Source organism: Pannonibacter carbonis (assembly GCF_003012935.1).
GTDB lineage: Bacteria > Pseudomonadota > Alphaproteobacteria > Rhizobiales > Stappiaceae > Pannonibacter > Pannonibacter carbonis.
Genome location: NZ_PUDR01000020.1, coordinates 39,034 through 65,439, shown reverse-complemented (window position 1 = coordinate 65,439; position 26,406 = coordinate 39,034). Strand labels below are relative to the sequence as shown.

The 26,406-nt window shown below is 63.4% G+C and carries 28 protein-coding genes; 9 read left to right on the top strand and 19 right to left on the bottom strand.

Features of this window, described 5'->3' with window-relative positions; translation table 11 throughout:
- The first annotated feature begins 399 nt into the window (after window positions 1-399).
- From C8348_RS20335 to C8348_RS20325, 3 genes are all read left to right on the top strand, one after another.
- Window positions 400-2,724: a TonB-dependent receptor family protein gene (locus C8348_RS20335; protein WP_106755134.1), complete on the top strand. Its 2,325-nt coding sequence runs from the start codon at window positions 400-402 to the stop codon at window positions 2,722-2,724.
- 47 nt (window positions 2,725-2,771) lie between these two features.
- Window positions 2,772-3,011, top strand: a complete 240-nt coding sequence (locus C8348_RS20330; protein WP_106755133.1) for a mercury resistance system transport protein MerF — start codon at window positions 2,772-2,774, stop codon at window positions 3,009-3,011.
- Between the two features lie 63 nt (window positions 3,012-3,074).
- Window positions 3,075-4,256 (top strand): NnrS family protein, encoded by a 1,182-nt coding sequence (locus C8348_RS20325; RefSeq protein WP_106755132.1) that lies wholly within the window; start codon window positions 3,075-3,077, stop codon window positions 4,254-4,256.
- 19 nt (window positions 4,257-4,275) lie between these two features.
- Here C8348_RS20325 and C8348_RS20320 read toward each other — a convergent pair whose 3' ends face one another.
- The 10 genes from C8348_RS20320 to nirK form a co-directional block, all read right to left on the bottom strand.
- The gene (locus tag C8348_RS20320; protein WP_106755131.1) at window positions 4,276-4,626 is read right to left on the bottom strand and encodes a hypothetical protein; all 351 of its coding nucleotides are present in this window, start codon (window positions 4,624-4,626) and stop codon (window positions 4,276-4,278) included.
- Window positions 4,627-4,706: 80 nt separating this feature from the next.
- Complete coding sequence (locus C8348_RS20315) at window positions 4,707-5,867, bottom strand: NnrS family protein (RefSeq protein WP_106755130.1); 1,161 nt, start codon at window positions 5,865-5,867, stop codon at window positions 4,707-4,709.
- 122 nt (window positions 5,868-5,989) lie between these two features.
- Window positions 5,990-6,421 (bottom strand): pseudoazurin, encoded by a 432-nt coding sequence (locus tag C8348_RS20310; RefSeq protein ID WP_106755143.1) that lies wholly within the window; start codon window positions 6,419-6,421, stop codon window positions 5,990-5,992.
- Between the two features lie 120 nt (window positions 6,422-6,541).
- Entirely contained in the window at window positions 6,542-7,978 is a 1,437-nt protein-coding gene (gene ccoG, locus C8348_RS20305; RefSeq protein ID WP_106755129.1) for a cytochrome c oxidase accessory protein CcoG, read from the bottom strand.
- A complete protein-coding gene (locus tag C8348_RS20300) occupies window positions 7,975-9,060 on the bottom strand; it encodes a hypothetical protein (RefSeq protein WP_106755128.1) in 1,086 nt (361 codons plus the stop codon). The genes ccoG and C8348_RS20300 overlap by 4 nt, the downstream gene beginning before the upstream one ends.
- Window positions 9,060-9,428 carry a metal-sulfur cluster assembly factor gene (locus C8348_RS20295; RefSeq protein WP_106755127.1) on the bottom strand — a complete coding sequence of 123 codons (369 nt, stop codon included), beginning with the start codon at window positions 9,426-9,428 and terminating at the stop codon, window positions 9,060-9,062. The genes C8348_RS20300 and C8348_RS20295 overlap by 1 nt, the downstream gene beginning before the upstream one ends.
- The gene (locus C8348_RS20290; protein WP_106755126.1) at window positions 9,425-9,670 is read right to left on the bottom strand and encodes a DUF2249 domain-containing protein; all 246 of its coding nucleotides are present in this window, start codon (window positions 9,668-9,670) and stop codon (window positions 9,425-9,427) included. Before C8348_RS20290 ends, C8348_RS20295 begins: the two co-directional genes overlap by 4 nt.
- A gap of 85 nt (window positions 9,671-9,755) precedes the next feature.
- Entirely contained in the window at window positions 9,756-10,157 is a 402-nt protein-coding gene (locus C8348_RS20285; protein WP_106755125.1) for a hypothetical protein, read from the bottom strand.
- Window positions 10,142-10,963 (bottom strand): SUMF1/EgtB/PvdO family nonheme iron enzyme, encoded by an 822-nt coding sequence (locus C8348_RS20280; protein WP_106755124.1) that lies wholly within the window; start codon window positions 10,961-10,963, stop codon window positions 10,142-10,144. The genes C8348_RS20285 and C8348_RS20280 overlap by 16 nt, the downstream gene beginning before the upstream one ends.
- A 68-nt stretch (window positions 10,964-11,031) precedes the next feature.
- Window positions 11,032-12,159 (bottom strand): copper-containing nitrite reductase, encoded by a 1,128-nt coding sequence (nirK, locus tag C8348_RS20275; protein WP_106755123.1) that lies wholly within the window; start codon window positions 12,157-12,159, stop codon window positions 11,032-11,034.
- Window positions 12,160-12,331: 172 nt separating this feature from the next.
- Here nirK and C8348_RS20270 point away from each other — a divergent pair, with 172 nt between their 5' ends.
- Both C8348_RS20270 and C8348_RS20265 read left to right on the top strand, forming a co-directional pair.
- On the top strand, window positions 12,332-13,036 hold the full coding sequence (locus C8348_RS20270; RefSeq protein WP_208983838.1) for a Crp/Fnr family transcriptional regulator: 705 nt from the start codon (window positions 12,332-12,334) through the stop codon (window positions 13,034-13,036).
- An 89-nt stretch (window positions 13,037-13,125) separates the two neighbouring features.
- Window positions 13,126-13,434, top strand: a complete 309-nt coding sequence (locus C8348_RS20265; RefSeq protein ID WP_106755122.1) for a DUF2249 domain-containing protein — start codon at window positions 13,126-13,128, stop codon at window positions 13,432-13,434.
- A gap of 77 nt (window positions 13,435-13,511) precedes the next feature.
- Here the strand turns inward: C8348_RS20265 and C8348_RS20260 are convergent, their stop codons facing one another.
- Complete coding sequence (locus C8348_RS20260; RefSeq protein ID WP_106755121.1) at window positions 13,512-13,790, bottom strand: DUF6522 family protein; 279 nt, start codon at window positions 13,788-13,790, stop codon at window positions 13,512-13,514.
- A complete protein-coding gene (locus tag C8348_RS20255) occupies window positions 13,787-14,044 on the bottom strand; it encodes a DUF1858 domain-containing protein (RefSeq protein WP_106755120.1) in 258 nt (85 codons plus the stop codon). The genes C8348_RS20260 and C8348_RS20255 overlap by 4 nt, the downstream gene beginning before the upstream one ends.
- Window positions 14,045-14,203: 159 nt before the next feature.
- On the opposite strand from C8348_RS20255, the gene hemN reads away from it, so the two are divergent.
- Together hemN and C8348_RS20245 are read left to right on the top strand one after the other, a co-directional pair.
- Complete coding sequence (gene hemN / locus C8348_RS20250; RefSeq protein WP_106755119.1) at window positions 14,204-15,550, top strand: oxygen-independent coproporphyrinogen III oxidase; 1,347 nt, start codon at window positions 14,204-14,206, stop codon at window positions 15,548-15,550.
- 53 nt (window positions 15,551-15,603) lie between these two features.
- Window positions 15,604-16,809, top strand: a complete 1,206-nt coding sequence (locus C8348_RS20245; RefSeq protein ID WP_157950491.1) for an NnrS family protein — start codon at window positions 15,604-15,606, stop codon at window positions 16,807-16,809.
- On the opposite strand, the gene C8348_RS20240 is transcribed toward C8348_RS20245, so the two are convergent.
- From C8348_RS20240 to C8348_RS20225, 4 genes are all read right to left on the bottom strand, one after another.
- The gene (locus C8348_RS20240; RefSeq protein ID WP_106755117.1) at window positions 16,788-18,698 is read right to left on the bottom strand and encodes a nitric oxide reductase activation protein NorD; all 1,911 of its coding nucleotides are present in this window, start codon (window positions 18,696-18,698) and stop codon (window positions 16,788-16,790) included. The two genes, C8348_RS20245 and C8348_RS20240, sit on opposite strands and share 22 nt — an antisense overlap.
- A 4-nt stretch (window positions 18,699-18,702) precedes the next feature.
- Window positions 18,703-19,509: a CbbQ/NirQ/NorQ/GpvN family protein gene (locus C8348_RS20235; RefSeq protein WP_106755116.1), complete on the bottom strand. Its 807-nt coding sequence runs from the start codon at window positions 19,507-19,509 to the stop codon at window positions 18,703-18,705.
- Window positions 19,510-19,570: 61 nt separating this feature from the next.
- Window positions 19,571-20,929, bottom strand: a complete 1,359-nt coding sequence (locus tag C8348_RS20230; protein ID WP_106755115.1) for a cbb3-type cytochrome c oxidase subunit I — start codon at window positions 20,927-20,929, stop codon at window positions 19,571-19,573.
- A 12-nt stretch (window positions 20,930-20,941) separates the two neighbouring features.
- Window positions 20,942-21,424, bottom strand: coding sequence for a c-type cytochrome (locus C8348_RS20225; protein ID WP_106755114.1), 483 nt, complete (start codon window positions 21,422-21,424; stop codon window positions 20,942-20,944).
- A 218-nt stretch (window positions 21,425-21,642) separates the two neighbouring features.
- Here C8348_RS20225 and mog point away from each other — a divergent pair, with 218 nt between their 5' ends.
- Entirely contained in the window at window positions 21,643-22,170 is a 528-nt protein-coding gene (gene mog, locus C8348_RS20220) for a molybdopterin adenylyltransferase (RefSeq protein WP_106755141.1), read from the top strand.
- A 76-nt stretch (window positions 22,171-22,246) separates the two neighbouring features.
- Here mog and ubiV read toward each other — a convergent pair whose 3' ends face one another.
- Genes ubiV through ubiT form a run of 3 tightly spaced genes read right to left on the bottom strand, consistent with a single transcriptional unit; the run spans window position 22,247 to window position 24,682 of the window.
- Entirely contained in the window at window positions 22,247-23,146 is a 900-nt protein-coding gene (ubiV, locus tag C8348_RS20215) for a ubiquinone anaerobic biosynthesis protein UbiV (RefSeq protein WP_106755113.1), read from the bottom strand.
- Window positions 23,147-23,150: 4 nt separating this feature from the next.
- Window positions 23,151-24,128: a ubiquinone anaerobic biosynthesis protein UbiU gene (gene ubiU / locus C8348_RS20210; RefSeq protein ID WP_106755140.1), complete on the bottom strand. Its 978-nt coding sequence runs from the start codon at window positions 24,126-24,128 to the stop codon at window positions 23,151-23,153.
- On the bottom strand, window positions 24,128-24,682 hold the full coding sequence (ubiT, locus tag C8348_RS20205) for a ubiquinone anaerobic biosynthesis accessory factor UbiT (protein ID WP_208983837.1): 555 nt from the start codon (window positions 24,680-24,682) through the stop codon (window positions 24,128-24,130). Before ubiT ends, ubiU begins: the two co-directional genes overlap by 1 nt.
- Window positions 24,683-24,904: 222 nt before the next feature.
- Between ubiT and C8348_RS20200 the strand changes: the two genes are divergently transcribed.
- A complete protein-coding gene (locus tag C8348_RS20200; RefSeq protein ID WP_106755112.1) occupies window positions 24,905-26,398 on the top strand; it encodes a UbiD family decarboxylase in 1,494 nt (497 codons plus the stop codon).
- Window positions 26,399-26,406 lie beyond the last annotated feature (8 nt).

The following is a 26,406-nucleotide window of genomic DNA, read 5'->3' as shown; positions in this document are numbered from 1 at the left end:
CGCCCGCATACTGCCCATGGCGGACAACCACCCGCCGTGGTCTACTTCAACGCAACCCAAACCGATCAGCAGGTGCAGGCAGTAGCTTAAATCATCCGGAAATCTGTCCAAGAGTCGGGGAGTAGCTCACTACTCATCTGACGGACAGAAGTCAGACGACGAGAGCCTTCTGTTTCGTCCGCCGACGACTGGCCCTAGCAAATTCCTTGTTGTTTGCGCTGGAACAAATTCTGAGCCAAAAACTCATATAAATTCCAGCTGCCGGGCCCCGCCACGCCGATCCGCGAAGCCAAAAATCCCGTTCCTGCCTGCCCTTTGACGTCTGCGTTGCGCGCAGGCGCTGACGGCTGCCGGATTTCTGCGCCCGGCTTCTACTTTTCCATGCAACAGGACATATCCATGCTTTTCCAGAAAGTTGCCGCCCTTAATGACGTTGTCCCGACGTCCGACCCTGCGCCGGATCCGGCAGACCGCCGGAGCGCCCGCGGAACGCAGGCGGCGTCAGTCCGGCTTCCGGGTCTTGCGGTGCTGCTGGCAACGACCATCCTGTCTGCGGCTGCATCTCCGGTGATGGCCCAGTCCGCAGCACCGGGCGCAACCGTGCTGGAGACGATCACGATCCGCACCGATGATGCGCCCAGGGGACTGACCCCGCGCGAAAGAATTGCGCGGCTGCCGGGAGGGGCCTCCTATGTCGGCAGCGAAACCTATGACCAGTCCGGAACCGGGATCGTGTCGCGGGCGCTGGCAGGCGTTCCGGGTGTGGTGGTGCAGGAGTTCTTTGGCGGCAACGATCAGCCGCGCATCCAGATCCGGGGCTCGGGGCTGCAGCAGAACCCGGTCGAGCGCGGCATCCTGATGTTGCAGGATGGGTTGCCGATCAACCGCGCCGATGGATCCTATATTGTCGGGCTGGCCAATCCACAGACGGCGGCGGCCATGGAGATCTATTGTGGCTACCTGGCCAACCGTCTGGGTGCCAGTGTCTCGGGCGGTGCGATGAACTTCGTTTCGCCGACGGGGCGCAGCCAGCCCGGAGCATCGATCACGCTGCGCGGCGGCAGTTTCGGTCAGGTCGGGGCGCAGGCGCGGGCGGGTTTCGAGAGCGAACCGGTCGATGGTCATGTCCAGCTTGATCTTGCCCGTCGTGACGGGTTCCGCACCTACAACAGGTCACAGCGGGTCGGCGTTGGCTTCAATGCCGGCTATGTCTTCAGCCCTGAAGTACAGACCCGCATCTTTGCCGGATATACGGATCTGCAGTTCGACGTCGCGGGTCCGCTCACCAAGGCGGCGCTGAAGGCGGATCCACGCCAGGTGTCGGCGGGACCAGTGGTGACCCCGGCCGGCGCGATCAATCCGGGGCCGAATGTCCAGCGCGACAAGCCGGAGCGCAAGGCACGGCAGTTCCTGTTTGGGACCCGCACCAGCGCCGAGTTTGACGCGCATCTCTTCGATCTGGCCCTCGGTTACACCTATACGGATGACACGTTCCGCTTTCCGGTCTCCTCCGGTGTTCGTGAAACCCTGGGCGGCGATGTGACCGCCGTTGCCCGTTACGCCTACGCACCGGATCAGGATGCCAGGCTGCCGCTCGTCGAGGCAACGGCGCAGGTGACCGCAGGCGAGGCGCAGCGCCGGTATTTCCTCAACAATGCCGGCAAGACCGGCGCGATGTTCGGCAAGAGCGATCTGACGTCGTCGACCCTGTCTGCCTCGCTCGGGCTCAACCTGCCGGTCACGGACACGATCACGGTTTCACCGGCGATTGCCGGTGCCTTCGCGCATCGTGAGAACCGGGACCGCTATGGCCAGGCGACACGGCCGACACTGGCCTTCAATCCGGCCCGCCCGGGCATGGCACTGCCTGCCGGCGCGGTGCCGGCCGTCAGTTCGTCCTACAACCGCGATTATGCCGGTTTCACGCCGAGCCTCGGGGCGAGCTGGCAACTGGATGATCAGAACCTCCTGTTTGCCGCGATCAGCCGCAGCTTCGAGCCGCCGACCCATGATGACCTGCTGTCCACCGTCAATGGTACGCCGACCAGCAGTGCGGGACGTCCGAACCCGGCCAATCCGGGCCTGAGGGCGGCTGTCTTTGCCACGCCCAACCTGAAGGCCCAGACGGCAACGACCGTCGAGGGGGGCTGGCGTGGCGAGTTTGGCCAGGTTTCGTCCGAAATCTCGGCCTATTACGCGCTTTACGATGATGAACTGCTGAGCTTGCGCGATGAAACCGGCGCCTCGCTTGGGGCCATGAACGCCGGCCGTACCCGACATGTCGGGGTGGATGCCAACCTGACGGCCCAACTGACAGATCAGATCACCGGCCGCATCGCCTACACGTTCCAGGATTTCCGCTTTGTCGATGACCGGCTGCGCGGCAACAACCGGCTGGGTGGCGCGCCTGCCCATATCCTCAGTCTCGGCCTCGACTACCAGCCCATCGAGGGACTGAGCGTCGGTGCGGCATTGAAATGGGTGCCGACCCGCACGCCGGTCGACAACATGAACACGCTCTATGCCGACCCCTATGCCCTCGTTGACGTGAATGCCAGCTACAAGCTGACGGAGCGGGTCAGCCTGTTCGGCGAGGTCACGAATGTGTTTGACCAGAAATATGCCTCCTCGATCCTGATCGTCGATCAGGCGCGCGCCGACCAGGCTGCCTTCCTGCCAGGCGACGGCCGGGCCTTCTATCTAGGACTGAAGGCGAGCTTCTGAACTGAAGGCTGCAAGGTTCTGCAGCACGACCAAGAAGGAAAAGTGACATGACGACACAGCACACGGCGCGTCCCTACAGCCGTTTTCTGGTGGCCAGCATGTCGGCAACGGTGCTTGCCATCGTGGCCTGCCTGTCGACACATCTGGTGGTTCTGTTCGGGCTTGCCGGCATGGTGGCCTGGCTCGGGGAACTGGAGCACGCGCTGTTGTTCGCGTCGGCCGGCTTTGGGGTACTGACCCTCTTTGCTGCCTATCGCCACCGTAAAGGTGGGAAATGTCACGATTGACACGCCAACGGATGGCGGAGACCTTTTGGGCCGCTTTCCACACGGCATGGGACTGATTGCCGTATGACTGAAACAGGCAACGGCAGGGACAGTCACAAGCTGATCGTGGCTCACCAATTGGCGCCATGCCAGCAGTTTTTCCTGCTGGCCGGGATCTGGGCGGTGTTCAGCCCGCTGGTGTGGCTCTTTCCGGCAGAGCTGGTGCCGGATAGGACCAGCTGGCATGCAACCGAGCTGTTGCTTGGTGTTGCTGGAGCTGCGGCCGGCGGGTATCTGCTGACGTCCTTGCCGGCCTGGACTGCCGGTCAAACTGCGTCGCGCAGTCTGACTTGGGTGCTGGTTGCTCTCTGGGTTCTGGCGAGGGGCATTGCCACTGTCGCAGTGTTCAGCGGGCAGCCGGAGGCACAAGAGGCGACCGGCTGGGCAAATGCCCTCTATTTTTTGGGTCTGGCGCTGGCGCTTGCGATCCCGCTCACTCGGGCACGCGCAGTCCGCCGGGCCTGGGCTCCAGTGGCAATGGGGATGGCGGCGACCGTCGCCATTATGGAAAGCACAGCTGATTTGCCAGCCAGCCTGGTGTTGCTGCCGTTCGTCTTGCTGTTAACATTTGTGGGCGGCCGTGCCGTGCCCGCCTTTACAGCAGCCTGGATGCTGCGAGCGGGAAATGCCAAGACTGGTCCAGCGCTGGGTCCGCGTTCCGCCTTGCCAGTCCTGGCGCTGATCATTCTTGCTAGTCTGGCCGAGGTGCAGGGCTGGACGGTGCCGGCGGCATGGCTGTGGATGATTGCTGCCGTTGTCCTTCTCGGGCGCATGTCAGCCTGGCGGACCTGCAGCACCTTTCGCTATCCCGCTTTGTCCTGGCTGCATGTCGCATATGCCTGGGTTCCGCTGGCCTTCCTGCTGCAAGGCCTTGCGCTTGTGTGGCCGGATTTCGTCGATCTGGCGTCTGCGCGCCATGCCTTCACCATTGGTGCGATGGGCGGCATGATCATGGCGATGATGTTTCGTCCGGCGATGAAGCGTGTCGGAGACCGTCTGATCCTGACGCCATTGATGAGCTTCGGGCTGGTCTTGGTGCAGCTTTCAGCCCTGACGCGGGTTGCCGGACCGGCAGTCGATTGGGAGTTTGCCGTGCAAACGGCGGCGCTGGTCTGGATCTTGGCCTGGGTGGTGTTCATCCGTGCCTACTGGCCGGCCTTCATCGGTCCGGTGCCACGCCCGGCCTTCAGCGCGCGACTCGGCTGACAGGGCGACAGGCGCCAGTTCAATCAGGCCAGTGCCAGAGGCTGGGTAGGGCAGCGTAGAGCATGAGAGCCGTGAACTGGATCATGCCCGCTGCTTCTGCGAAGCGCGACATGTGCCGGGACAACGGCAGGCCGCACAACCAGACGGCAATACTGCTGTCAGCAAGCAGGAACAGGCCAAGCGCGATCAGACCGGCAGCGACCGGATGGATGGCGTTTGCATCAATCCGGCGCGGGCTCAGGACTGCCAGGCTGGCAACGCCGATTGCCAGAAACAGAGCTGCTTCCGTCAACGCGCCGGCGATGGGGCCGATCTGGTCATCGAGAACCTGGCTGCGGGTCATCCCGGTGACCAGGTAGGTGACGACCAATGTCGCGCCGTAAGCCAGCGGAAGCGGCCCCCTTGATCGTGCCCGGGAGGAAAAGGCCGGAGGATTGAACGAGGAGCGGTTCATTTTGCGGCAGGAGCCACAAGCAGGCGCCGGGCATAGCCGGCGGCAAAGGCAATGTAGGCCCCGGCCCAGGCAAGACCTGCGGCATCGAGAAGATGGGCGTCCAGTTCGGCGGCATAGGGGCTAAGGACGCGCGCTAGCGTTCCGATGAGCACCAGCGCGAACACGAGGAGGTCGAGGCGGTCTGCTGTCAGAGGATTGCCGGAGTGCCCCCGGCTGGCCCGGGTCATCACGGCGAGCGTCATGACGCCAATTGCCCCGGCTGTCCACATGTGCACTGCGCCCAGCGGATCGATCAGCTCCGGTCTGAGGATGGCGCCACCAACTGCTGCAAAGCCCAGTGCGAGGACCATGTATCCCGCATGCAGGATCAGCAACAGCGGTTCGCTTCGGGTCGCAAGCCCGCACCAGCGTGACAGGCGCCACATATTGGCCAGCCCTGCCAGCACCAGCACCGCAGCGGTTGCCTTGTGATCCGGCAGGGCAATCCAGCACACCAGCGACAGGCCGCTTGCAGCCAAGACGGCAGCGTCGCCGCGTCCGAATTCCGGAGGAAGCGGGGAGATCTTGCGCGCCTTCAACCAGTTGCGGGTAAAGGCTGGCAGGATGCGGCCGCCGATCAGCAGGATCAGGAACAGCACCAGCGACAGGCTCGCCCGTAGTGCGTAATCCGCGCTGCCGGTCAGATGCGCCTCGGTGTGGAAGCCGAGATTGGCGAGAGCCAGCAAGCCAACCACGGCGACAACCTTCAGATTGCGATGGTTTCCGGCCAGTATGACCTCGCGGGCAAAGACGCTGGACAGGGCGACGAGAAACAAAAGATCAATGGCTGCGGCCAGCGGAGCACCGATGAGGGCAGATACCGATACCGCGACACGACCGGCAAGCCAGATCAGCACTAGGGCGAGCAGTTCCTGGCCGGAAACTGGCGGCCGTCCGGTCCAGTTGGCCACGGCCGTCAGGGCGAAGCCGGCGATGATCGCGCTGACGCCGCCAAAGAGCAGCGTGTGCACATGCCAATCGCGCGGTACAAAGGATGATGTCAGGTCGAGCGCACCAAAGTAGATCGGCAGCCAGACAAGCACGGATGCTGCCATGGCGAGGCTTCCAAGGAAGAAGAAGGGCCGGAAGCCTCCGGAAAGCCAGTGAGGATGCGCCATGACTGTGTCTCGTCGTGTGTCTGGAGATGACGTGCGGAAGGTTACAAGCCGGGGTCGGGCCTTGTTTTGTCTGTGGCCCGCCCCGGCCCAATTCAGGTCAGGTCAGGTCAGGTCAGGTCAGGTCAAAGCCCGCCGAGCAGGGCTTCGAACTTCTTCTTGGCCTTGCCGGGGGTCTTCACGGCCTTGGCCGCGTCGAGATTGACCGGTGCACCGACGACGACGGCAGCGATCATGCCCATGCCGAGGTGCGGCTTGCACTTGACGCCGTAGACGCCTTCCTGGGTGAAGGTGACGGTCACGTCCTTGCCCATCTTGCCAACGAAGGCTTCAGCGCCATCCGGCAACATGCCCGGGATGGTCTCGGCATTGTGACCGGCGTCGGTAGCCTTGAAGATTACGGTGTCGCCCGGTGCGATCTTGATCAGCTCCGGTTCGAACACCATGGCACCAGCCTCGCCGCGATTGAGCATCTTCACTTCGTGCTCAGCAGCTTGAGCGACCCCGGAAAGGGTTGCGACAGCGACGGTGGCAAGAATGAGGGCTTTCAGGGTCATTGCGGTCTCCATAAGTTGAGTTTCATATTCAGCAATGAAGCCTAGATATCGCTTGTGCACCGCAACCACTTTGTTTCAGATCAAACTCCCGGGAGCTTCGGTACCTTGGGGGAAACTGCATCAGGGAAGATGGAACCGATCCGTTGCCGCTGTTTCCTTGCCATCGGCCTCCCGAACGAGGCGGAACGTGATGTCGCCGGCAAGGTCTGGATGACCGGTGACTATGACCCTGAGCTTGCGCAACGCATCGGCGGGGACGACGACGGGAAGCCCTGCGGCATCGGTCTCGCCAAGCCCTGGAGACGAAATCTGCAGGCGGGCGTTGCCGGAGGCTGTGAGGTTGAACCGGGCTTCCTCTGTCGTGGCGTTCGTGATGCGCAGTTCGTAGGCATTGCGGACCTCGCCAGTGCTGAGGGCGACGGCGACCGGATTGCGGTCGTGGATGACAAGGAGCGACAGGGTTGCGCGATTGCTCAGATGGAGACTCATGGCCGCAAGCAGCACCAGTCCGACAAGACCGATCACAATAATCTTCGGACGCAACAGGCGGGCAGGGGTGCGGCGGTCGCCCTTGCTCTCCCGCTCGATGTTGGTCCAGGTCTCGAAGTCGATCAGTCCCCTCGGCCGGTGCACCCTGGCCATCGTCGTATCGCAGGCATCGACGCAGAGGCCGCAGTTGATGCAGGCGATGCTGGGGCCCTCACGAATATCGATGCCGATGGGGCAGACCACGACACAGGCGTTGCAGTCGACGCAATCACCCGCCGGCAGACCATGCCCGCGCGCGAGCTCGGCTTTCTTGGCCGACATGCGCTGTTCGCCACGGTGCTTGCGGTAGGTGACAGTCAGCGCCTCCGGATCCCAGATTGCCCCTTGAAGGCGGGGCCAGGGGCACATGAAGGTACAGACCTTTTCCCGGGCAAACCCGGCCATCGCATAGGTCGTGAACGTCAGGCTTGCCAGCATGCCATAGGCGATCATTGGCGCGTCGCCGGTGGCAAGCTCTGCAAGCAGTGTTGGCGCATCCGCGAAATAGAGCACCAATGCCCCGCCGGTCGCCGTCGCGATGACAAGCCACAAGACGTGTTTCACACCGCGACGGATCAGCCGGCGCAGCGTCAACGGCTGCTTGAGGGCAAGCAGCTGCTGGCGGCGATCACCTTCAAGTTTGCGTTCCACCAGCAGGAACAGATCCGTCCAGATGGTCTGGGGGCAGAGAAAACCGCACCAGACACGCCCGGCCAGGGCGTTCAGCAGCACGAGGATGATGGTTGCCAGAACCAGCAGCCCCGTGAGGTAGTAGAGCTCCTGAGCTCGGGCCTCGATCCAGAACAGATAGAAGCGGACATTGGCCAGATCAAAGAGAATGGCCTGATCCGGCTGGCCATCGCCACGCGTCCAGCGCAGGAACGGCAACACGTAGTAGATGGTCAGGCAGAGCACCAGAAGTCGCCACTTCAGTGTGCGGTACTTGCCCTTCACGGATTGTGGAATGACGGGCCCGTCGCCCAGAGCGTCCGGCTTGCGGTTTACGGGCGGAATGAGCTGGTAGGTCATCGGCCGGTGCCCGCTGCGGCTTTGTGCTTCGCTCTGCGACGGATGGTTCTGGCAATCAGAAGCACGTAGAGGGCGAGCGTGAACAGTGTCAGCCAGGCAGAGGCTGACCTGAGATCGGGGATTGATGTGAGGTCGGAGGCCGCACGCAGCGCGGTGGCCACATGCAGCAAAAGCAATGGGATGTAGAGTGGAGCGGAATAGCGCACATCCACTCCGGTCACTGACGGAAGGATGATCGGCGCATGGGCGAAGACCATCGACAGGACGAAGCCCAAACCGATTGCATGCACGTAGAGATCATGTCCTGCCGAAGAAACCGATGGCGGCAACAGCAGCAAGCCGGCGGCTGCGACAATCATCCAGCCATAACCACCGAGCAAAGCGATGGCCGAAAAGCGTGCAAGGCCACGCCCCTGAATGGTTATCAGGGCAATATCATTGGCCAGGAGCCAGACCGCGAGCGCAAACAGGGACAGGGCCAGAAGCCATGACGATCCGGCAAGTGGCTCGCCACCAAGCAGGGACAGGCAGAAAACAAAAAGAATGGCCGCAAGGGCTGCCTGGCTTGCCGGCGAGGGTGCGCGCAGACGGGACAGTTCAATGCGTTCCGCCGTGATCGTCAGGATGAGAAAACCAAGCCAGATATAGCCGGCCGCTGTCGTGTCGCCTTCAACAAGCCACCAGAGCGTTCCCATTGGCCAGAGCACTGCGCCAACAACAAGGACAATGGCAAACAGGCTGCGAATGACCAGGGCCGCCTGCACTGCCAATCCGGCCAGACCGATGCCAGCGAGGACAAAGAGGAGACCTGCAGCCAGTGGATCGAACCAAAGCAGCGCACCCGCAGCTGCGGACGCAGCCGGAATGGCGAGTGCGGCAAGCCACCCTGTCGCCACGGCCCGCTCAAGACAGATCAAAGTGCCGAAGAACCCGCACAAGACAAACACCGCATGCCGGTCCGCCAGGCTGGCGGCCGGCTCAAACTGGCCGAGACGGGCCATTCCGGCCGATAGTCCAGCAACCAGCCCGATGACGGCAATAAGGGCGAGGAGTGCCAGAAGCGGTCGCGTGTCCCTTTGCATCATTGCGATCCCAGAAGGCCGGAAACGGCCGTGCGCAGACGATCTGCAAGGGAAACCGATGTGCTGCCGGTGAAGCGATCCCGGACCTGCGGCGTGGCCAGGTCCGGCGTCCAGTGAAAGCTGCGGTCCAGGGTGACGGTGACGGCCTTCCCGGGCGCCAGAGACCCCTCGATAGCAGCCCTTGCCGTTTCTGCGATCAGGCCACCCAGCGGACAGGTGGGTGTCGTCATGGCAATGGTAACCTGTACCCGGTCTGAGGTTACCTCGACGTGGCGCACCAGACCGAGATCAACGATGCTGACACCAAGTTCCGGGTCTTCGACCGAGGCGAGGGCCTGCATGACCTGATCCTCGAGCGAACTGGTCATGACCGCGTGATCCGCACCCGCCAGAACTGCGGTCCATTCTCCATGTAGTGCCACTGAAAGGCGGCGACAGTCCGGGTTGCGAAGGCGCGGCGCAGCGGCACCGGGTCATGATCGTTGACAATCTCGAAGGATTGCCCAGGAAGCAGGGCATCGAACGTTTCAAAGATAACGGCCTTGCGCACTGCACAGGGCAGGGCACAGACATCGATGACGGGCGGTGTATCAATGTAGGGCGCGTTCATAATGCCTCCGGACGAGAAGTCATGATATGGGAGGAGACACTGGCAGACGTCCGGCGGATGGTCCTTGTTCCGGCACAAACTTCCGCTATGAAGACCCTTCGGCGGGACACTGGGTCTCGTTGAGACTGGCCAGAAGCTCGAGGCTTGCGACGCCCTGTGAGGCAGCATTCGCAATCTGGCGGAAAGCGTCGGCGAGGGCTGTCAGGTCCTCGGGATCCATCACCGCCGCCTCCGGCGCATTCAGGTCATCGAGATAGGGCAGGAAGCCGGCAAGCTGCCGTGCCCTCGATCTTGCAGACTCAAGCAGACGGCGGCGGGCGCGGCGGACCTCGAATTCCGCAAACACAGCCACTGTCCGCTCGACTTCCTCCTGGCAAGAGCAGGGAAGCCCCATGTCATGCAGGACATTCGACAGGCGCTGCAACAAGGCAGTGTCCGTCGCAGCCGAGGAGACAAACGGGGCCTCCGGATCTAGAGGCCCAGCCATTGCAGCAGTCCCTTGTCTTCGCGCACCAGCCGGATACCGAGATTGGCGGGTGGAATTCCAATCGAACAGGCCCCGGCCTTGGGGTCGCGGAAGAAGGCGATCATCAAGGCGCGGTGGCTCCCTTCTGCAACACGAACGCCACAGTTTTCCGTCACCTGGGTTTGTCCGCTCTCCGTCACATGGTGACGGGTATAGCAGGTGGTGGTCCATTCCCAGATGTTGCCGGAGAGATCGACGAGGCCGTGCTCGTTGGTTCCGAAATGTCCGATGGGCATCGGCGTTGGATCGATCGCTTCCTGGGCTTGGGACTCCGCTGCGTAGATCGCCATCCAGCGCTTTGAGGGGTTGGCCGGGTCACTGACCTCCGTATAGGCATCGTCCTTGAACCGGGAACCGGCAGCCAGGGCCCATTCGCGATCGGTCGGCAGGCGCCAGTTCTCACCGGTCTTGGCGGACAGCCAGCTGGCGTAAGTGACGGCGTCATTGAAATTGACCCCAACCACCGGCAGGCCGGCATCGCCCTTCGTATCAAGGGCAAGACAGGCACCGTCCTGGACGCAGGCCTCATATTCGCCGCGGGTCACCTGATTGCGCATGATCGAGATCGGTGCGTTCTGTTCAATGGTCAACAGCGGACCATTGACCGGGGTGCCCCGGTCGAGGAATTCGCCGGGTTCGCGATAAATGACGGACGAGGCTTCGATGCGGACAAGTGCCGCATCATCGGGCAGCGGCGAGAAACCTTGCAGGGCTGCCATGGCCGTCAGGCTGATTGCGGCGACGGTTCCGTACTTGAAAATGGACATTGGATGCCTCCACCAGCGATTGGCAGTTCGGCGACCCGCGGGGCGGCGCGGGTCGCCGACGACCGGCCTCATTCCCCGACGATGGGGCCTGGTGCCGATACCTGCATCATCAGGTCATTGTCCCACGCGCCGTCGACCTTGAAATGGGCGGCCGCGCCGAGTTCCAGGGCCTCGATCAGGTTGTGGTTGACATAGGCGTAGATGCCCGGCTGCAGGAACTTGTAGGTTGCAACCGTTGCACTGCCGCCGGCGACGAACCAGGTCTCCAGACCCTTCTGCGGCGGGTTGTTGAACTTGCCCCGTTCCCAGACATAATCGCCATGGCCGCCAATGAGGTGCGGGCGCGTGTCGCGGTTGGCCGAGCTGTGGATCATCAGCACCGTCTCGCCGACCTTGGCCGTCATGGCCTTCTCACCGGTGAGCGCACCAACTGCGCCGTTGAAGACCACATGGGTCGGGATCAGACCCTTCATGACTTCAACCGTATCGGCGTAGGCGTCACCCGGCGTTTCGTAGTCGATGTACTTGCCGGTCTCGTCCTTCGGGACATAGAGGTCGAACTCGCCGATGGTGTAGGCGCGGTCATAGGTGATCGGGTTGCCCTGGTCATCCTTGAGGCCGTCGCGTGGCAGAACCAAAAGTGTGCCTGACATGCCGCTGACCACGTGCCAGGCAACCATGCCTGTTGGGGCGCAGTGATAGACAAAGGCACCGTTCTTGGTCGCCTTGAACCGCAGGGTCACCTGTTCACCAGGGTTGACGAAGGTCAGTTGAGCGCCGCCGAGAGCACCGGTTGCCGCATGGAAATCGATGTTGTGCGGCATCGTGTTGGTTTCGGGATTGACCAGCGTCAGCTCGACGTAGTCCCCTTCATGCACGACCATGGTCGGTCCGGGCATCGAGCCATCGAAGGTCATCGCCTGGAAGGTTGTGCCTTCGCCATCGATGACGATCTCCTTTTCCTCGATCGTCATGGTGAACTGGACGACCTTCGGACCACCTTTGGCCACCTGGTCATGGTCCATGACGAGGGGCGGGGTCAGAAGCTTCGCCTTGACACGCTCCAGTCCGGCCGTCAGATCGGTTTGGGCTTTTGCATTGAGGGTCGGATCGGGCCCTTCTTCGGCGCGAAGCGGGGAGGCGATCATGAGGGCGAGTGCTGCTGCGCCACACAGGGCTGCACGACGGGTCAACATGGCAAGTCCTTTCTTGTGTTTGCCGTTGCTGTTGACTGGAGTAAACGACAGAAAAGGCGATGCTTTTTTGCGAAAAGGCAAAGAGCATTCCGGACATGACCGCGCTGGCCATTTCGTCGCAGGCGCGGTTATAACAAGCTGATCGTGTTGAGTAATTTCTGAGGATTGACGAATGGCCGCGCATCGACTTGACCGATCTCTGATCCGGAACCTGAGTATTTTCCAGGCGATGACCGATCCGGATCTCGACAATGTCCTTGCGATGGCGTCGGTGCGCCAACTGCCAGAGGGCGCTGCAGCCTTCACGCAAGGGACCGAGGCGACCGAGTTCTTCTGCCTGCTCAATGGTCGTCTGAAGGTGGTCCAGACGACACCGGACGGTCAGCAGGTCGTCGTCCGGCATGTCAATCCGGGGGATATCTTCGGAATTGCCAAGGCAATGCGCCGCCCGGACTATCCGGCGACCGCCGTTGCGATTGTCGAAAGCCTGGCGCTTGCCTGGTCGTCGACCCAGTGGGAAGTGTTTATCGCCCGCAGCCCGACGCTGGCCCTCAATGCGCTTCAGACCGTCGGCCAGCGGCTGCAGGACGCCCACACGCGGATCCTGGAATTGTCGACGGAGGAGGTTGAGCGGCGCGTTGCGCATGCAGTTTTGCGGCTCGTTCGACAGGCCGGGCGCAAGACGGAGGAGGGGATACTGATCGACTTCCCCGTGACGCGCCAGGATATCGCGGAGATGACCGGTACGACGCTGCACACGGTCAGCCGTGTCATGACGGCCTGGGAAGCGAAGGGGCTGGTTCAGTCCAGCCGCAAACGGGTCGTTGTCGTGGATCCGCACCGGCTCTATGTGCTGGCTGAGCGCAGCGACGACTGAGGACGGTCCGAAGTTTGTTCCTCGACAAGGACCGCTGCCCGTCCTCGGCTTAAGACGCTGGGTCATCCGTATCAGAACCGGAGTGCGTCATGACCCATGCAACTGTCCAAGACCTGAAACCCGTCGTTACCGTTGACCTGCGCTCGCTGCCAAGGCCCCAGCGTCATACGCTGGTGTTCCGCCAGTATGATGCCCTGGGTCCCGGTGAGTGCTTCGAGTTGATCAATGATCATGATCCGCTCGGGCTGCTCTACCAGTTCCAGCAGACCTTGCCGGGGCAGTTCTCCTGGACCTACAGGGTGCCCGGTCCAATCGACTGGCACGTGATTGTTGGCAAGGAAGGGGAACCCGAGGAGGTTCGCAAGGACGACTGCTGCGGCGGCGGCTGCGGCGGCTGAAAACAAGAAGGGCACCGGAAGGTGCCCTTTTTAGTTTGACCGGATGGTTTAATTTGACCGGGTGGCTGCTGCCATCGTCATTGCGCAGGTCCCCGCCGCATGGCGGGGGGCAGGGGCTGGTCGCCGAAATCCACGTTGGACCGGCGCAGCAAGGTGCCGGCCTCGTCGACCACCAGTGTCAGCCGTCGGTTGGCATGGAAGAAAACACAGGCATAGGTGCCCGCATCCTCGTTCTCGCCCTTGTAGAGGCGCCCGGTAATCTTGCCGGCGCGCATCAGGTCAATAAGGTCGCCGGCAGCAAGCCCGAGGCCTCTGGCAATGTCTGCCGCGTCAAGTGTCATATCCTCGCGCATCATCCGTTTTCTACCTCGTCCTCGATCTCGTAAGGAGAGCGGCCGGAGCGGATCGTCTCGTTGATGTCCTCCAGGAACTCGGAGAGCGAAATGCCATGCTCCGAGCAGGCCTGGCGGACGTCATGCATATGTGCAATCGGGCAGCCGATGCACATCAGCTTGCGATGAATGAAAAGCGGGATGGTGACCTTGTAGGTCTCCATCAGGTCGTCGAGGATCGTGTCGGCTGTCACCGGACCTGTCAGGGCTGCGGCCATGGTGCAATCTCCTGGCTGATGATGATCAGACTAGGTCGGGCAGAGCTTGGCAACGTTGATCGTGCGCAACGTTGGCCGCTTAAAACCGCGCCAAGTTGCCGGTCACAAGCAGGACCGGCCCAACAATCGTCGGCCTGCTGCGAAAAGGACGCAAGCACCATGGCCCCATCGATCGCCCCCGAGCTCGTGGAACTCTCACGGCAGCCGGTTCCACGTTACACCTCCTATCCCACGGCACCGCATTTCACGAGTGACGTAACGGCGGACGATTATGCCGGCTGGCTGAAGTCGGCAGGCCAGGAGGGGGGGGCCGTTTCGCTCTATCTGCATATTCCCTTCTGCCGCACGATCTGTACCTATTGTGGTTGCACGACCAAGGCGGCGCTGCGCGATGATCCGGTGCGGGCCTATGCTGCGGTGGTACATGACGAGATCGCGCTGATCGCCAATCACCTCGGCCGTGCACCCGTCACCCATATCCATTGGGGCGGTGGTACGCCGAACATCCTGCCGCCCGACAGCTTCACCGCTCTTGTCGAGGATCTTTCCGCCAGATTTGACCTGCAAGACTGGTTCGAACACGCCATCGAACTGGATCCCCGCCATGTCACACAGGAAGGTGCAAGGCTGCTGGCGCGGCTCGGCATCAACCGGGCAAGCCTCGGTGTCCAGACACTGGATCCGCAGGTTCAGGCCGTGATTGCCCGTATCCAGCCGCTGGAGCGGATCACTGCCGCCTTCGAAGCCCTTCGGGAGGCGGGGATCACCGCGATCAATGCAGATCTTATGTATGGTCTGCCGCGGCAGTCGCTGGGCTCCATCCGTGAGACCGTCGAGGCGGTTGTTCGGCTGAAGCCGGAGCGGATTGCCGTTTTCGGCTATGCGCATGTCCCCTGGATGAAGCCGCATCAGAAACTGATCCGGGACGAAGACCTGCCGGGGGCCGCTGAACGGCTGGCCCAGGCGCGGCTGGCGCGTGAACTCCTAGTCGATGCCGGATACTGCGAGGTCGGGATCGATCACTTCGCCCTGCCGGATGACGCCTTGACCCTTGCCGCCCGGGCGGGGACGCTTCGACGGAACTTCCAAGGCTACACTACGGATGTGGCAGAGAGCCTGATCGGCATCGGGGCCTCGTCAATCAGCCGCACGCCGCAAGGCTATGCCCAGAACGCACCGGACAATCATGGTTGGCGCAGGGCCATCGAGGCGGATCGCCTGCCTGTGGTGCGCGGCCGGCGGCTGCAGCCCGATGATCTGACGCGCGGGCGTGTGATCGAGGACCTGCTGTGTCGTTTCAGCGCTGACGTTCCCGCCGAAGTGGCCGGTTCGAACCTCGAACTGGCCAGCCTGCCGCAGCTTGCAGCGCTTGCCGAACGCGGCTGGTTGCGGATCGGCGATGGACAGGTCGAGATCCAACAGCATGCACCGGAGATTGCCCGGATCGTTGCCAGCGCCTTCGACGCCTATCTGGGCACAGCCGGGCGGCATTCTGCGGCGGTCTAGTCATGTCTGTCCCGGATCCGGACGCGCGTTCGCAAAGGGGACAAGGGTCATCTTTGGCTGGCTGGGTGTTTGCCGTCTCCTATCGGCCGTTCTCCCTGGCTGCGTCCGTGCTGGCGGCCCTGGCGGTGCCGGTCTGGTTGATTGCCTATCTGACGGGGATCGAGACGGTCAGCGGTCTGTCCGCACGGGACTGGCATGTCCGCGAGATGCTGTTCGGTTTCCTGCCAGCGGTGGTCGGAGGATATCTACTCTCGGCGACACCGAACTGGTCAGGGCGCTTGCCTGTTGCAGGCTGGCGTCTCGCCGGTGTCTTCGGGCTCTGGCTTGTCTGCCGCCTGCCGCTGGACGTGTCATTGCAAGGTGATGCGGCGGCTGCCCTGGGCCTGTTCGCGCTCGATCTTGCCTTTCCGGCCACTCTTGCAGCACTGCTTGCGCGTGAAGCGCGGGTTCGGGCACCACGACAGACGCGCCTGGCCGTGCTGGCTTTCGCCGGGCTCGGGGTGTCCGGTGCAGTTTTCAGCCTCTGCGCAAGGCTCGGGGTGATGCTCCCGGGCCTGCCGGCCCTGCCCTGGGTGGGGATCAGCCTTGCCCTGGCCTTGATCGCCCTGGTCGGAGGACGGCTTGTGCCCAGCCTGACCCGCAGTACCCTTGGCCCCGGGCTGAAGGACCAGGTGGCGCCGGTGGGGGGGAGAGTGGATCATGCCGCAATCGGCGGGTTGCTGATCGCAGGAATTGTCCTGGCTGCCGGGGGCAGCGGCCGCGTACCTGCGGTGATTGTCCTCTCGGCTGCGGCGTTGCAGGGTTTGAGGCTGCTGCGCTGGCGTGGCTGGCTGTTGCGGTCGCCCGAAATCCTGGCCTTGCATGTTGCCTATGGCTGGCTGGTGGTGGCGCTGGTCTTTGCCGGGCTGTCGCTGCTGCCGGATTCGGGTCTTGTGAGGGATGCGGGGCTGCACGCCGGAGCGGCGGGAGCCATCGGAGGCATGACCATGGCAGTCATGGGGCGGCTCGCCCTGTCTCGATCATCGATACGCCGCGGTAGGCTGGAGCGTTGGCAACGCGGTCTGTTTCACCTGGCGTTGGCGCTTCTGCATGCGTCCGTGCTGCTGCGGGTTGCCGCGCCGCTGGCGACTGGTCTGTTCGCCTCGGCCTATGCGGTAAGCCTGATTGCTGCGGCAATGGTGTGGTGCCTCGCCTGGACCAGCTTTGCCGTCGCCCAGGCGCTGGGGCATCCGCGCTTTCAACCAACCAGTTGCCGGTAGATTGCTGGTAGTGCTGAGGGCAGGCGCTCGGGGTGAGTTACGATCGAATAGGCCCCGCGCCCGAAGAGATACGGGAAGTAGTCACGGGCGGTTTCGTCCACCGTGACGCCGAAGACCTTGAGTCCGGCCTTGCGCGCTTCCCGGATGGCCATGCGGGTGTCCTCGATGCCATAGCGGCCCTCGTAATAGTCCATGTCATTCGGCTTGCCATCGGTCAGAAGCAGCAGGAGGCGGTGCCGTTGCGGCCGCTCGGCGAGGCGGGTGGTGACATGCCGGATGGCAGCGCCCATGCGGGTATACTGGCCGGGCCTCAGTCCCTCGATCCGCCGGATCACGCGGGCATCGACCGGGTCGACGAAGTCCTTCACGGTCTCCACGCTGACGGATGTACGCCGGCGTGAGGTGAAGGTGAAGATGGCGTGCTCGTCGCCGCATGCGTCCAAGCCCTGGCTGAGGGCCAGCAAGGCTGCCTTTTCCACATCGATGACCCGGTGCGCGCCAAGCGAGGCATCGGTGGAGAGCGAGATGTCCATAAGGACAGCCATCGACAGATCGCGATCGATGGCGCGGCCGGCAAGGAACAGGTTCTCCGACCCTGGGCTGCCGGCCGAACGATCCGCTGCTGCCCGCACGACGGCAGAGAGATCAAGATCTTCGCCATCCGGCTGGCCATGCAAAACGACGCGGCGGGGACGCAGCGCCTCGAACTGGCGCCGAACGGCCCGGATCTGACGCTGCATGTCATCGGAAGCTGTCCAGCCACCGTCGCCTTCGCTGGCCCGCCGGGTAAAGACGCGGCAATGGTCGGGGCGGTGGGCCTGACGCTTCCAATCCCATTCGGGATAGGTCAGGCCGACGGTCAGGGCGGAGCCTTCGGCCTCGCTCGGCGCCAGGTCGAGATCCATCTTGAGGCGGGCGGCCGTGCGCTGGCTGTTGTTGCCGATGGTCAGGTCAGTGAGGTCGCCTGCGGCCTGGCGTGCGCCGTCTTCGTCGTCCTCATCGACCCGGCGGTTTACGTTGACCATCTCGGCGAGGGAGAAAATCGTCTCGAACCGGTGAAAGCAGAGCGGATCGCCCCTGTCGCTCATGTCGGTCTGGCGGCGCTCGGCCTGGCGGCGCTGTTCGTCGGCCCGAACGGAATTGCCGTCGCTGTCCTCCGGCTCCTCCGTTGCCTGCACACCCGTTGAGTGACGGATGTCGCCGAACAGCGGGATTGGTAAGTAGGGCTTGTAGCCGCGCGGGGCTTTGAACATCGACAGATCGGCATGAGGCTCTTCGATGGTGAGCAGCAGGCTGATATCGTTCGGTCGCCGGCCGCCGAGAAGTGCGCAGATGGTCTCCTCCAGCCGCGCCTCGACCGACGGAAGCCCTCGCCGGGGACGTTGTGCCAGCGTGGCCGCACGCAGCCGGTGGAACAGCGGTCGCAGTCCGGGCCAGGCGTTGAGCGATTCGCGTGTTGTCCGGACCGCCGCGCGCAACGCAAGAAGATCGCTCACCAGCGGATCGGGATTGGTTCGCTCAACCGGCACGGCATGAGCGAACCATGCCGCCAGCCATTCGTAGAGGGCGGCATTGTCGTCCCGGTCCGGGAAGCAGTCGACGGTTGGCGGCAGGCGCAGGGACATCGTGTCGAGAACCGCTCGGCTGAGCGTTTCGCGGCCAAGGCCGGCCTTGCGCAGGACGCTCAGCCGGTGGTGGCTGAGCGTTGGCGCTGCTTCCGCAATCCGGATCGCGCCACTTCCGCCGAGGGCCCTGAACAAGACACCGAGGCGAAGCCGCATGGTCGACAGCGGAACGGCGGCCTCGGGGTAGCGTGGCAGGGTGGTCAGGCTGCCCACCAGCCGGTGCCAGTGGGATCCGACAAATTCCTCCGGTTCGAACAACGACATGATGTTACCCCAGTGCCAGTTCCGCGACCCGTGCCAGGGCGGCCTGTACGTCCGGATCATCGCTTAGGGGTTGCAGCAGGGCCGCCTCCAGGGCGATGGCCGGTTTCATGCCGGCGCGGATCAGCGTTGCGGCATAGATGATCAATCGGGTCGAGGCGCCTTCCTCAACGTCCTGTCCCTTGAGGTCGCGCAGCGCATTGGCAACCCGTACCAGCGGCATGCAGCGATCCTTTGGCAGGCCGCTTTCCGCCGAGACGATGGCAGCTTCCGTCTCAGGATCCGGATAGCCGAACTCGAGTGCCACGAAGCGCTGGCGTGTCGATGGCTTCAAACTTTTGAGGACGTTCTGGTAGCCGGGATTGTAGGAGATGACGAGCATGAACTCCGGCGGGGCCACCAGCGTCTCGCCGGTGCGCTCGAGCGGCAGCGTGCGCCGGTCGTCGGTCACGGGATGCAGCACGACGGTGACATCCTTGCGCGCCTCGACGACTTCATCAAGATAGAGGATCGCGCCTTCGCGCAGGGCCCGGGTGAGGGGGCCATCGACCCAGACCGTCTCCCCGCCCTTCAGCAGGAAGCGGCCGGTCAGGTCTGCGGCAGTCAGGTCATCGTGGCAGGAAACCGTGTAGAGCGGGCGGCCGAGGCGGGCGGCCATATGGGCGACAAAGCGGGTCTTGCCGCAGCCTGTCGGGCCTTTCAGCAGCAGGGGCAAATGGTTGGCATAGGCCTGCTCGAACAGTTGGCACTCGAGACCGGTCGGAGCATAGAAGGGGAGCGCTGAGGCTGCAGCGGCGGACGATGGGGCGGACATCGGCTTCTTCCTTGGCAGGATTGCGGGCAGATGCGGCCCCGTGAAGGGGCCGCATCCGGGATCATTCAGCCGGCTGGGCGGCGGGTGAGCCGACCGGACGGGCGGCCTTGCGGCTGTCCCGCACGGGGCCGAACACGGCCCAGAGGAACATCAGCGCAGAGATGACGACCAGTACGCCCGAGCCGAGGCGGACCCAGTAGAACGGGGCAATCTGGTCCTGGACGTCCATGTAGGACATGCCCATGACCCGCTGCAGATGAACCTGCACGGCGCCGGCAAAGGTGAGCGCAAAGGTCATCAGCGTCATGGCACCGGTCATGATCCAGAACGAGACGATGTTCAGCGTCTGGTGATAGGGAGCTTTGCCGCGCAGATAGGGCATTGCGTAGCTGATGAGGGCGAGATTCAGCATCACGTAGGCACCGAAGAAGGCGAGGTGTCCATGCGCTGCCGTCACCTGTGTTCCGTGGGTGTAGTAGTTCACGAAAGACAGCGTGTGCAGGAAGCCCCAGACGCCGGCCCCGAAGAATGCGCCAACGGTGCAGCCCAATGACCAAAGCATCGCCGCCCGGTTCGGATGGTCCTTGCGACCCTTGAACACCATCGTAAAGGCAAAGATGACCATGGCGAAGAACGGAGCGATTTCAAGCGCCGAGAAGATGGAGCCGACCCACTGCCAGTAGCCGGGAGCACCGATCCAGTAATAGTGGTGACCAGTGCCAAGGAGGCCCGAAAACAGGGCAAGGCCTACGATCGAGTACAACCACTTCTCGATGACTTCCCGGTCAACGCCGGTCATCTTGATCATCAGGAACGCGAGGACGGAGGCCATCACCAGTTCCCAGACGCCTTCCACCCACAGATGGACGATGTACCACCAGTAGATCTTGTCGACGGAAAGATTGTCCGGTTCATAGAAGGCAAAGAGCCAGAACACGGCGATGCCCCAGAGCCCGAGCAGCAGCACGCTGGTGACAGCGGTGCGGCGTCCCTTCAGGACAGTCATGGAGATGTTGTAGAGGAAGATAAGTGCCACCACGACAATGGCGATCTTGATCCACAACGGCTGCTCCAGGAACTCGCGCCCCCCATGGATACCCTGGGTGTAGCCAGCCACGGCGGCGAGCGCTCCGAACATCAGCAGGCCGAGCTGGATATAGGCGAGCAGAGGGCTTTCGATGTCCCGTTCCGCCTCTTCCGGCACCAGGTAATAGGCACAGCCGAAGAAGCCCATCAGCAGCCAGACGATCAGGGCGTTGGTGTGGATCATGCGGATGATGTTGAAGGGCAACAGTTCCGACAGCGTATTCGGCAGAACATAGACCGTTCCTGCCAGTGCGCCGGCAAGGATCTGCACGCCGAACAGGACCAGGGCACCGACGAAGTACCAGTAGGCCACTCTTTGTGAAGCGTATTTCATGGCGTTGTCTCCTCAGCCGGCGTCGTTGGGCGGCCAGCCCTGCGTGTCGATGCGGCTGGTCCACTCGAGGAAGTCGACGAGGTCGTTCAGTTCCTGGTCGGTCAGGTGAAACTGCGGCATCTGGCGGCGGCCCTCGACGCCGGATGGCTGTGCCTGCATCCAGGCGATGATGCCTTCGCGTGCCGACTGCGGGTCATCCTTACCGCCGTAGCGGACCCAGACATTGCCGAGTTCCGGGGCGAAATAGGCGCCTTCCCCCAGAATCGAGTGGCAATTGATGCAGGCGTGCTTTTCCCAGACGTGCTTGCCGCGAATGACGCTCTCGTTCAGCGTCGACTCGTCGGTGGACTTGGTCACGATATGCCAATGGCTCTGCGCGGTCAGGCCGACAAAGACGACGAAGAAGAAGATAGAGCCGCCATAGAAAATATTGCGGGCGGCTGATCGTGTGAAGCGCTCGACGGGCGGTCGATGCGGTTCATGTGGTGATGACATGCTTGGTCTCTCCCGTGTGTTGCCGGTACAGGGCAAATGCTGACGGTGAGGCCAGAGCTAGGGGGTCTACCGGGAGGCGACGTTGCTGCGGCGCAAACTCTGGATCTGTTCCAGAAATCCGACAGTTTGCGCGGGCGCAAATCGCTGCGATCTCTCCAATGATATGAAAATAGGAAATTAGATGCCGCATCGTGCAGACAGGATCGCCGATCATGAAAATGCCCAAGATCGCTATTGTTACCGTTTCCGACCGGGCCAGTGCCGGGGTCTATGAGGATCTGAGCGGCCCGGCGGTGTTCGATTGGCTCAAGACGGCCGTTGAGCCACCCTACGAGGTTGTCCGGCGTCTCATCCCTGATGGCGAGGAGATGGTCAGTTCGACACTTGCAGGATTGTGTGATGACGAGCAGTGCGATCTTGTGCTGGTTGCTGGAGGAACGGGGCCGGATCTGCGCGACCAGACGCCCGAGGGCGTGGCGCGCATCGCTGAGAAGTACTTGCCGGGCTTCGGGGAAGCCATGCGGCGAGCCAATCTTGCCGAAGTCCCGACGGCAATCCTGTCCCGTCAGGAGGCGGTCACACGGGGAAAAAGCCTGATCATCACCTTGCCCGGCAAGCCGGCAGCGATTGCGACCTCGTTGAACGCGATCTTTGCCGCCGTGCCCTATTGCCTCGATCTGATCGGCGCTGCCCGCCTGAGTACCGATCCACTGGTTGCGCCAAGTTTTCGTCCCAAGCCCCACTAGGCAACTTGCCGCGCTGACTGGGCTGGGACCTGGGAGCAGGACCTGGCTGCCCCAGATCCCAGATCGCCGGGAATTCTCAGGCCGGGATCTGGTTGCGCCAGGCAACGCCGCTCGGACCGTCGATGAACCCGTCGCAGAAGCTGCCGCCCGGGGCATGGGGAAGCGCCTGTTCGCTGAAGGCTTCAGCGTCGATGCGGCCGTCGATCAGGTCGCGGAACAGTCCGATGACCTCGAAGAAGCCGGTCGACTGGGGCGACAGGCGCAGGCCGCTGACCCCGAGATGCCTCAACCGGTCCAGCGCATGGGCCATGTTGGCGCATTGGGCGGACAGGGTCTGGACGCCGTTGATTGCCAGGAACTTCTGGTCTTCGAGCGTGTCCACAGCCAGGCCGTCGGGATCCTCGGCGCAGACAAACTGGCATTGGTCCTTCGGCCGGTCGTGATAGCGGGCATGGTAGCAGCGGCCGGAGATCGCCAGTGGTAAGCGGCCCCAGCCCCAGACGTCGACGGGAATGGTTCCGGCGGCCTTCGCGAGGCGTTCGACGGAAGCGGCGGGCAGTTCCGGCGGCAGGCAAAAGCGGGCGGCTCCGCGCCGCGCCAGAAACCGCAGAGTGCCCTCGTTGTAGACATTGATCAGGGGACCGACCGAGAACTGGGCGCCATCTGGCAGGTGGGCGAGGGCGGTCAGGTCGTTGACTTCCACGTCCAGGCCGAGGCCAGGCAGGTCCGCCGTCATCTTGCGCTCACGCTTCAGCGTCACGAGGGCAAGGCTTGTGACAGCCACCTCCTTGCCGCCAGCCAGAAGCTGCTCGATCGCTTCAGGCAGACGGTCCTGATAAAATGGCAGGCGCTTGGAACAGACCAGTTCGCCAATGACGACCCGCTTCACGGCTGGCTCCTCAGCGAGACGGGCATAGAACGCGCTCCAAAGATCGGCATCCCAGAAGCCCTGGATCGGGCCAATCGTCAGATCCATCGGCTTATCTCCAGATCTTGTTGTAGGCACCGGCCGTGGCGCTCTGGCCCTCGGTCAGTCCGGCGAGCATGCCGGCGGGCATGGGCTGGCCGGCCTCAAGCGCCTCGACGGCGTTGCGGAAATTGCGCACGACTTGTGCAACATAGGCACGTGACCGTTGACGGCCTTCAATCTTCAGCGCGCAAACACCGGCCTTGGCGAGTGCCGGCAGCAATTCCGAGGCATCGAGGCTGGCCGGGTCTTCGAAGACATAGCCGGTGCGGGGGCCGACCTTGAAACAGCCCTTGCACAGGGTCGGGTAGGGCGCGGCCTCGCTTTTGGCAGAGCGATGGATGGTGTAGCCGCCGAGGCGTGCGGCCAGTTCGTCGTCTTCTTCCGTGTAGGTGACGTGACTTGCCGGGGAGCAGACGCCGTTCATGTTGGGCGAGCGGCCGGTGATGTAAGACGACAGCGAGCAGCGGCCTTCCGTCATGACGCATAGCCCGCCGAAGACGAACACTTCGCTCTCGACGTCAATCTCGCGGTTGATCGCCGCGATCTCCTGGACACTCAGCACGCGCGGCAGCACCACGCGCTTCACGCCGAAGGTTGCGGCGTAGAAGTTGATCATGTCGGCATTGGCAGCAGCTGCCTGCACCGACAGGTGCAGGCGAAGTCCGGGATGCGCTTCGGCAGCATGGGCGATGAGACCAAGGTCGGCCAGGATCACCGCGTCCGCACCAGCGGTGCTTGCGTCGGCAACGGCGCGGTGCCACGTCGCTTCGTCGCCCGCGCGCGGAAACGTATTGATGGCAACAAGCACCCTGGCGCCGCGTGCATGGGCATAGGCGATGCCCTCGGCCATCTCGGGCCGGGAGAAGTTCAGGCCGGGGAAGTTGCGGGCGTTGGTGTCGTCGGCAAAGCCGCAATAGACCGTATGCGCACCGGCATCGACGGCCGCGCGCAGCGAGGCGGGGGTGCCGGCCGGACAGACCAGTTCCATCATCGCACTGCCTCCGTCCGGGTGAGCGGCACCCCGGTCAGGCCTTCGGCGAGGCTGATGATCCGTGCGGCAGGACCTGCAAGCGGACCTGTCAGGCGGGCAATCTCTGCGCCGATGTCCAGTTCCGCGTCATCAATCGCATTGCGCAAGGCGAGGGCAGCAGACGTGTCGCCCTCGATGGTGAGGTCACGGGAGAAGAACAGGGCGTCACCGTCCCACACGCAATGCACCAGCCCGATCAGGGCGGCCAGCTTGCCGGAAATGCGCGCATCCGCTTCCGGCGGGGCGGCATGCAGGCTGACGCAAACCGGATCCTTGCCAAGATCGAGGAGGAAACTGATCGGCACATCCGTCGCCATCAGGGCGAAGCGGCTCTGGCGATAGGGGCCGAGCCGCTCGATCAGGCGCGGGTGCCGGTTGAGGATGCGGCGGGCGACCTCGCTGAGGATCCGCCCGGCCGGCGCGGACGGGGCAAGGCGCAGGCCAAGGGCGAGGAAGGGCGGAATTTCGGGAATCGGGCGCGCGGCCCGAGTGTCGCCGGCGAGAGTGGTCATGCGGGGCTCCGGATGTCGCTGTCGGGCGCACCATAGGAGCGCCGGCTGCGGCTGTAGTTGATGCGCATCAACTTCGCCGGCGACAGGCCCTGTTATTGCTCGCCTGTCAGGCAACGTGCCGCCGAGGTGCGGCATCCTGACAAACCAAACGCTGCCCTGGCTTGTGCCATCCTTGACGAGCCCGGCTTGTGGGAAAAGTGATGGCCACCGAACGGACTTCCTATGCGCCAGTTACCTGCCTTTCCGGATCTGCGGTCCTTTCTTGACTGGTGCGAGGGGGCAGGCGATCTCAAGCGGATCGCCGCGCCCGTCAATCTCGTGGAGGACATGACGGCGGTGCACCGCCGCGTGCTGTTGAAGGGCGGGCCTGTGCTGCGCTTCGATGCGCCGGTGAATGCAACCGGTCAGGTGATGCCTGTTCCTGCCATCACCAACCTGTTCGGCACACGGGCGCGGGTTGCCGCCGGACTGGGGCTCAGCCTTGATGCAGTGCCATCCTTCGGGGCGTTTCTTGCCGCGCTGCGCAACCCTGTGCCGCCAAATGGCCTGCGCGACGCCTTGTCGCGTTGGCCGCACCTCACGGCCGCCCTGAAAAGCCGGCCCCGCGTGGTGGACCGCGCCGTGTCGCAGGAAGACCAGATGTCCCGGCCTGACCTGGCGCGTCTGCCGGTCCAGACCTGCTGGCCGGGGGATGCCGGACCGCTGATCACCTGGCCAGTGGTGCTGACCCGGCCGCATGGATCGGATCCTTCTGAGACGGGCGCCTACAATGCAGGGATCTATAGGGCGCAGGTCCTGTCCGGCGACCGCCTGATCCTGCGCTGGCTGGCGCATCGCGGCGGGGCCGCGCATCACCGCAGCTATGAACGGGCCGGTGAGCCGATGCCGGTTGCAGTGGTCCTCGGCGCTGATCCGGCCTTGTTGCTGGGGGCGGCACTGCCATTGCCGGAAACGGTCTCGGAGCTGGCGTTTTCGGGTGTCCTGCGCGGCGCGCGGACGCGCCTCGTGTCGGCCCGGACGATCCCGATGCTGGTGCCTGCCGATGCGGAGATCATCGTCGAGGGCTGGGTGCAGCCCGGCGATGTCGCGCCGGAAGGACCGTTCGGGGATCACACGGGCTATTACAATTCGGTCGAGGCTTTCCCCGTACTGACAGTCAGCGCCATCACCCACCGGCGTGATCCGCTCTATCTTTCGACCTGGACCGGGCGGCCGCCCGATGAACCTTCGGTGATAGGCGAGGTGTTCAATGATCTGGCCTTGCCGCTGATCCGGCAGCAGATCCCGGAGATCCGCGACCTGTGGCTGCCTCCTGCCGCCTGTTCCTACAGGATGGCCGTGGCGAGCATCGACAAGCGCTATCCGGGGCAGGCCCGCCGGGTCATGCTGGCGTTGTGGGGCATGCTGCCGCAGTTCAGTTACACCAAGATGATCGTGGTCGTGGACGACGACGTAGATCCGCGTAACTGGGACGACATCGCCTGGGCACTTGCCACCCGGTTTGATCCGGCGCGGGACAGCCTCGTCCTGGATCGCACGCCGATGGACTATCTCGATTTTGCCTCGCCGCTGGATGGTTTGGCCGGCAAGATCGGGCTCGATGCCACCACCAAGATCGGATCCGAGACCCAGCGCCCCTATGGCACGGTCATGCAACTGAGCCCGGCGGCAGAAGCCGCTGCCGAACATATTCTTGCGCGGGAGGGACTGGTATGAGACCTGCC